Here is a 6,303-nt window from a genome sequence, read left to right on the forward strand (position 1 = left end):
CGTGTTCTCCGTTGCCACCCGCACGGCGGGCGTCCTGCTCTCGGACCCGGGCCTCGCGGTCCCGGGTCCGGACCGTTCACCCGCGTCTGCGGGCGGCGGCCAGGTCGGCCAGGCCCTCGCGCAGGGCCGGTTCGGACTCGGGGGGAGGCGGGCGGCGGCTCGCGTAGATCGTGTTCAGATACGCCGCGCCCAGGTCCGGGCAGATCACGCCGATCTCGCGCAGTTCCGGATCGCCTCGGGCGGCGACCACCGCGCCCAGGAGCGCGGCGCCGGAGGAGCCGCCCAGGGTCAGGCCGGTGGCCGCGCGCACGACCCGGCACGCCGGCGCGGCGTATTCGTCGTCGACGCGCACGCATACGTCCCAGTCGCCCGGGCGCAGGAACGACGAGTGTCGTCCGGAGCCGAAGCCGGGGATCTTGGCCGGCCGCGCGCCGCGTTCGCCGCCGGTCGCCACCGAACCGACCGCATCCACGCCGACGATCGTGGTGTTCGGGTGGGCGCGCCGGAAGTAGGCGGACAGGCCCGCGAGGGTGCCGCCGGTGGAGATCGCCGCGACCACCGCGTCCGGGCCGACGGCACCGATGGCGCGACCGATGCCTCGGGCGAGTTCGGGTCCGGTCCAGCGTTCGTGCACGTTCGGGTTGGCGGGGCTGGCGTACTGGTCGGTCCAGCGCATGCGCCGATCGGCGGCGAGGATCCGGCGCACCATGCGCAGCCGTTCGGCGACCGGGTTGCCGGCGGCCGTCGGCTCGACCAGGACCACGTCGGCGTCCGCGTCCGCCATCAGGGTGATGCTCCGGCGCGGGGTGTCGCGGTCCACCACGAGGGTGCACCGATAGCCTCGGGCGCGGCAGATGCCGGCCAGCGCGACGCCCAGGTTGCCGGAGGTGGACTCGACGATCGATCCGCCCGGCTCCAGACCGCCGCCGTGTTCCAGGTGCTCGATCAGGGCGTGCGCGGTACGGGCCTTGATCGATCCGTACGCGTTGGCCCCTTCGAGCTTGAGCCACAACCGGCGGCCGATGCCGCACACGGGCAGTACCAGCGGCACGAGCGGGGTGCCGCCGATCCCGAGTCGGCCGGCACCGGCGGTCGGCAGGGGGAACTCCGTTCCCAGGCAGGGTGGTCCGGTCGGTCCGCGATTCATCCGCTCCGCTCCCCCGCCCGTGCCCGGTAGTAGCCGAACCGGAGTTCGGCGGTGTGTCGACCCGCGTGGTCGCGCAACCACAGGTCGGCCGGTCCCGGCAACATCTCCGAGACCACGATCGGGCCGTGCGCCCGGTCGTAGTGGCGCGAGAACAGGTCGGCCAGCACCGGTACCCCGAAGTCCACGAAGATCGGCTTGGGTTCGCCGGCGAAGCGCACATACACCTGGTCGGGGAACCCGTACCGGTCGCGCAACCGGAGCATCCGGGTGCGGTTGGCCGGGTGCAGGCCGCTCCAGGATCGCGGCGCGGGTGCGGGGATCCGCCAGGTCTCGCGGTGCACGACGGTGCGGCCGATGGTCAGCCGGGGCAGGTGCGGGACGTCGTCGAGGGCGCGGAACATGTCCTCGGCGCCGATCAGTCGGGCGCCGGTGAACGGCGTGAAGATCGACTCGACCTCGTCGCCCCAGGACGGCAGCGGCGGTCTGGTCAGCAACACCCGACCCAATGTCGGGCACTCGAGGACGAGTTCGCCGTCGTCGAGGCGCACTCGCAGGTCGGCCGCGCGGCCGACTCGTCCCGGCGGGCGGGGGCTGGTGCCCAGGAACTCCACCTCGGGCAGGACCTCGGCGCGGGCCAGCGTCTTGCGTCCGTGCGCCAGGACCGGATCGCAGATCCGCGCGTCGGTCAGCCCCTCGATCAGGCCGCCGATCTCGGCCTCGAATCCGGCCCGGTCCGGATGCAGCGCCGGCCACAGGCCCTGAAGCAACTGGTCGTGCAGGCCGTGTACCTCGCCGACCACGACGGTGAACGCGTCGGCGTTGATCGCCGCCTCGTCCGGCGCGGCGACGAACAGGTCGGCGCCCGCCACGCACCATGTGTCGAAGTCGACCTCGGCCGCGGCCCGTTTCGCCCAGTCCATGTCGAGTCGCACCCGGGGCCGGTCGGCGTTGGCGCGCAGCCGGTCGGTGAGCGCCGAGGGCCCGTCCATCCGGGTCCGGTCGTCGAGCTTGCGCAGCCGCTCGCCGAGCCCGGCCGCGTCGGCGGCGGCCAACACCCGTTCCAGCGGCACGCTTTGCCCGCCGAACGTGTCGGCGAACCACTCGGTGATCTCGGCGACCAGCCGTCGCCGCCGGGCCAGCGACAGTTCGAACAGCAGGTCCAGGAGCACCGGTGCCTCGTCGGTGAGATACCGGTGCAGCGGGCGGCCGAGGTCGAAGCGCGGCCAGGGGAAGCGTCCGTCCTCGACCAGGATCGACCGGTCGGCGTAGTGCCGACCCGCGTCCTTGTCCGCCGCGGCCCCGGTCACCTCGGTGAACGTGCGCCCGACGGCGGACAGTGCCTCGCGGCGCGCGGCCAGGGACGGCGCCTCGTGGAACCGGCGTCGGCGCAGCTCCAGTTCGGCCAGCACGCCCCGCCACCGCCGGCCCGCCGGGCCGGACAGGCGTGCGGCGAACTCGGTGAGCGGGCGCAGCGGATCGATCAGGCCGACCGGGACGGTCAGCCCGAAGCGCACCGAGCCGCGCCGGTCCAGGCCGCGCAGCAGATCGAGCGTGCCGTCGAGGTCCAGGTCCTCGGCGGCGGCCAGTTCGGCGGCGGTGGTCCGTCCGTCGCAGCGCGCGAACAACGCCCGCTCGGCCGCCGTCCGGGGCGGCTCGACCCGTTCGTCCAGGGTGATCGGCCACCGGTCGTAGCGGACCGCGAACTGCCGTCCGTCCCGCTCGACCAGATTCGGCGGCACGCGCGGCGCCACTTCGGCGAGCACGTCGGGATCGGCGCTCATCACGTCGGCGATCGCCTGCGCGGCCCAGTGGGTCCAGGCGGTCGCCAGGCGCACCGGGGCCGGCTCCCCGAGGTCGAGCCGGAACGGCTCGTCGGGGCGTACCCGGGCCCAGGCGACCGGGCCGAAGAAGCTGGTGCTCTCGTTCTTGGCGCACATGCGCTGGAGGTACATCGCGGCCAGCAACACCCGTCGCCGGTCGGCCGAGCGCGGCCGGTTCGGGTCCGGGTCGGTCCGCAGCCAGTGGTGCAGGCGTTCGTAGGCTCCCCGGCTGGAGAGCAGGACGGCCTCCAGGAAGCGCGGATCCGCGCAGGTGTGCAGCAGGCGGCGCACACACTCGGCGATCGGGTCCGCGTCGGCCTGCCCGCCCGCGACGGCGGCCTTCCCGCCCGCGTGGGGATCGGCCGGGTCCGGGACGCGCAGGTCCTCCAGCAACTCGTAGGGAAACCCGGTGGATTTGACCAGCGCCCACCCGGACAACCGCCAGGGCCCCGCGGTCGCCGGCGCGGACGCGGGCACCGATCCCGCCTCCGGCCTCCGCACCGCCGGGACGTCCGTCTCGTCGCCCATCCCTAGTCGTCCTCGTACAGGAAGTTCTTCCAAACGGTCATCATGTACGCCAGCGCGCGTTTTTCGATCGTGGTCAACTCCGGGTGCCAGACGTCGAAGAGCAGCACCGCGCGGCCCGACTCGGCCTCGTTCCACACCTCGTGCTCGAACGAGTCGTCGAAGACGATGGCCCGGCCCTCGCTCCAGGTCCGGGTCTCGTCGGCGACCCGCATCCGCCCGCCGTCGGGCACCACCAGGCCCAGATGACAGCGCACCCGGGCGTTGATGAAGCCGCAGTGCGGCGCGACATGGGTGCGCGGGCCCATGATGGAGAAGTAGCACATGCCCGAATCGGCCACCCCGTCCGGCTCGGACAGCACCTTCATGGTGCGCGGGCAGCGGGCGATGTGCTCCGGGTAGGAGCGGCCGAGCAGGTGGAAGTAGTACGCGTTCCAGTCGCCCGCCTCGGCCAGGTTCCCGGAGTTGGGGTGTCGGACGGCGTCGGCGGGGACCAGCCCGCCGACCGTCTCGAACTCCTCCCGGATCGCGGCGTATCCCGCCTCCAGGTCGGCGATCCAGGGGAACTGACGCCGGTCCCACCACGGTTGCGTGGTGAGGCCGGGCAGCAGGACTTCCGGGCGCTGCACCGCGTCCTCGTCGGCCGGCTCGCGCCACGAACTGACCTCCAGGCCGTCCAGGATCCGGGTCAACCGGGACCGGTCCAGGTGCTGTTCGTCGATCCACCGGTCCAGGAACGGCCGACTGTCGTTGACCCACGCGGGCATCCCGCGCTCCTTTCTTCCGTGCCCACCAGGGGCGTTCGGGTGTGCTCAGGACCGACGCGAGGGACGTTCCGGCCGGGACGACGGACGTTCCGGCCGGGGCGCGGCGAGGTCGGCGGCTCCCGGGTCGACGTCGGCATCGCCGGTGCGCGGCAGCCTGGTCGGGACGTCGAACCGGGCGCCGACCGCGATCAGGTCGGCCACGGTCGCGCGCGGCAGCGGGATCCCGGTCGCGCGGGCCTGTCGGCTGCGATGTTCGGGGGCGCCGGGGACGGTCGCGTGTGCCCCGGCCGCCTCGGCGTCGGCGATCAGCGCGGCGGTGTCCGCGATCATCGCCCGATACGGTTCCAGGCCGCCGAACGCCTCGGGGTCGATCGCGATCAGACAGACGCCGGCGATCTCGCCCGCGCCGGTGGAGTCGGGCGGGCGCTGCGAGCCGGCCAGGGTCGGCGTACCGTCGCCGATCGCGGCCAGGCCGCCGAGCAGGGCCGCGCCGAGGGCCAGGCCGAAGCCCTTGTGCGCGGCCACCGGGCTGCCCAGCGGCAACAGCGCGCCGCCCGCCAGGTAGTCGGCCGGGTCCCGGCTCGGACGCCGTCCCGCGTCCACGACACACCCCTCGGGCAGTGCCTCGCCGCGCGCCGCGGCGGCGGTGATCTTGCCTTCGGCGAGCAGCGCCATCGACACGTCCACCACCACCGGGTGATCGGTGCCGGGCACGCCCAGCGCCCAGGGGTTGGCCGCGAGGAACCGCCCCGAGCCGCCGGGCGGCGCCATCACGCCGACGCCCGGGCCGGCCGCTCCCACGGTGAGCATCCCGACCAGACCGGCGTTCGCGAGCAGTTCGCAGTAGTGCCCGAGCCGACCGATGTGGCCACAGTGTCGGACGGCCACCACCCCGACGCCGTGTTCGATGGCCAGGGAGGCCACCAACTCGCAGGCCATCCGGGCCGAGTAGTGCCCGAACCCGCGGCGCGCGTCGAGCAGTACGCTCGCCCGGCGCCGGCGCAGCACGTGCGGCCGGGCACCGGGTATCAGGTCGCCGCGCTCCGCCTCGGCGACGTATTGCGGCAGCCGCAACACGCCGTGCGAGTCGTGTCCGGCCAGGTTCGCGCCGACCAGGTGTTCCGCGACCTCGCCGGCCACCTGTCCGCCGGCGCCCATGCGACGGCAGACCGAGTCGACGAACAGGGTCAACTCGGCGGGCGGTACCCGGATCGCGTCCGCGTCGGTGGACGCCGGGCGGGTCGGCGGCAGCGGCGGCGCGGTCGACGGTGCGGGGCCGGGCGCCCTCGGGTCAGTCCACATCGGACGTCCACATCCGCATCACGAACTCCATCGCCCTGCGCTCGACATCGGTCAGATCGGGGTGCCAGGTGTCCACCAGCAACACCGCCCGGGGGCGGTCCGAGTCGTTGGCCACCTCGTGCTCGAACGAGTCGTCGAAGACCGAGCATCGGCCCTCCCGCCAGGACCGGGTCTCGGTGCCCACCCGCATGCGACAGTCCGGCGGCACGATCAGGCCGAGATGGCAGCGGATCCGGGTGTTCACGAAACCGCAGTGCGGCTTGACCCGGGTTCGCGGCGCCAGCACCGAGAAGTAGCAGATCCCGGCGTCGGCCACCCCGGGCACCGCCGCCAACGCCTCGGCCGTGGCCGGGCATTGCGCCAGATGCTCGGGGAAGGTGGTGCCCATGGTGTGGAAGTGGTACGCGTTCCATCCGCCGGTCGCGGCCAGTTCGCGCTCCTCGGGGTGACGGTCGATCCCGTCGCTCGCGAACCGCTTCTCGAACTCGTCGCGGATGCGCGGGTATCGGCTCTCCAACGCGTCGACCCACGGATACCGGTCGGGGTCGTGCCAGGGCGAGGCGGCAAGTCCGGGCACCAGGATCGCGGGGGATTGCAAATGTCCGGCCCGGGATCGCACCGGGTCGTCGGGATCGAGGCCGCGGTGGATGCGTTCCAACTCGCTCGGGTCGATGCCCTGTTCGGCCGCCCAGCCGGCCAGGGCCCGGGCGCTGTCCTGCGGCGTGGGCTCACGCATCGTGTT

General features: G+C 73.6%; 5 protein-coding genes. All 5 read right to left on the reverse strand.

Annotation, left to right across the window (positions count from 1 at the left end):
* Window positions 1-76: 76 nt before the first annotated feature.
* From ACFRCG_RS17860 to ACFRCG_RS17880, 5 genes are read right to left on the reverse strand one after another with little or no spacing between them, the layout of a single operon-like run.
* The gene (locus tag ACFRCG_RS17860) at window positions 77-1,147 is read right to left on the reverse strand and encodes a pyridoxal-phosphate dependent enzyme (protein ID WP_380032516.1); all 1,071 of its coding nucleotides are present in this window, start codon (window positions 1,145-1,147) and stop codon (window positions 77-79) included.
* The gene (locus ACFRCG_RS17865; RefSeq protein ID WP_380032518.1) at window positions 1,144-3,495 is read right to left on the reverse strand and encodes a lantibiotic dehydratase; all 2,352 of its coding nucleotides are present in this window, start codon (window positions 3,493-3,495) and stop codon (window positions 1,144-1,146) included. Before ACFRCG_RS17865 ends, ACFRCG_RS17860 begins: the two co-directional genes overlap by 4 nt.
* Before the next feature lie 2 nt (window positions 3,496-3,497).
* Window positions 3,498-4,259 carry an aspartyl/asparaginyl beta-hydroxylase domain-containing protein gene (locus ACFRCG_RS17870; protein ID WP_380032520.1) on the reverse strand — a complete coding sequence of 254 codons (762 nt, stop codon included), beginning with the start codon at window positions 4,257-4,259 and terminating at the stop codon, window positions 3,498-3,500.
* A 45-nt stretch (window positions 4,260-4,304) separates the two neighbouring features.
* Window positions 4,305-5,561 (reverse strand): Ldh family oxidoreductase, encoded by a 1,257-nt coding sequence (locus tag ACFRCG_RS17875; protein ID WP_380032522.1) that lies wholly within the window; start codon window positions 5,559-5,561, stop codon window positions 4,305-4,307.
* Window positions 5,551-6,297 carry an aspartyl/asparaginyl beta-hydroxylase domain-containing protein gene (locus ACFRCG_RS17880; protein ID WP_380032524.1) on the reverse strand — a complete coding sequence of 249 codons (747 nt, stop codon included), beginning with the start codon at window positions 6,295-6,297 and terminating at the stop codon, window positions 5,551-5,553. The genes ACFRCG_RS17875 and ACFRCG_RS17880 overlap by 11 nt, the downstream gene beginning before the upstream one ends.
* Window positions 6,298-6,303 lie beyond the last annotated feature (6 nt).

It is taken from the genome of Embleya sp. NPDC056575 (assembly GCF_042793325.1).
Classification (GTDB): domain Bacteria; phylum Actinomycetota; class Actinomycetes; order Streptomycetales; family Streptomycetaceae; genus Embleya.

Bases quoted from the DNA above. Each gene is read 5' to 3' on its own strand.
- ACFRCG_RS17860 (WP_380032516.1), bottom strand. From the start codon at position 1,147: ATGAATCGCGGACCGACCGGACCACCCTGCCTGGGAACGGAGTTCCCC.
- ACFRCG_RS17865 (WP_380032518.1), bottom strand. From the start codon at position 3,495: ATGGGCGACGAGACGGACGTCCCGGCGGTGCGGAGGCCGGAGGCGGGA.
- ACFRCG_RS17870 (WP_380032520.1), bottom strand. From the start codon at position 4,259: ATGCCCGCGTGGGTCAACGACAGTCGGCCGTTCCTGGACCGGTGGATC.
- ACFRCG_RS17875 (WP_380032522.1), bottom strand. From the start codon at position 5,561: ATGTGGACTGACCCGAGGGCGCCCGGCCCCGCACCGTCGACCGCGCCG.
- ACFRCG_RS17880 (WP_380032524.1), bottom strand. From the start codon at position 6,297: ATGCGTGAGCCCACGCCGCAGGACAGCGCCCGGGCCCTGGCCGGCTGG.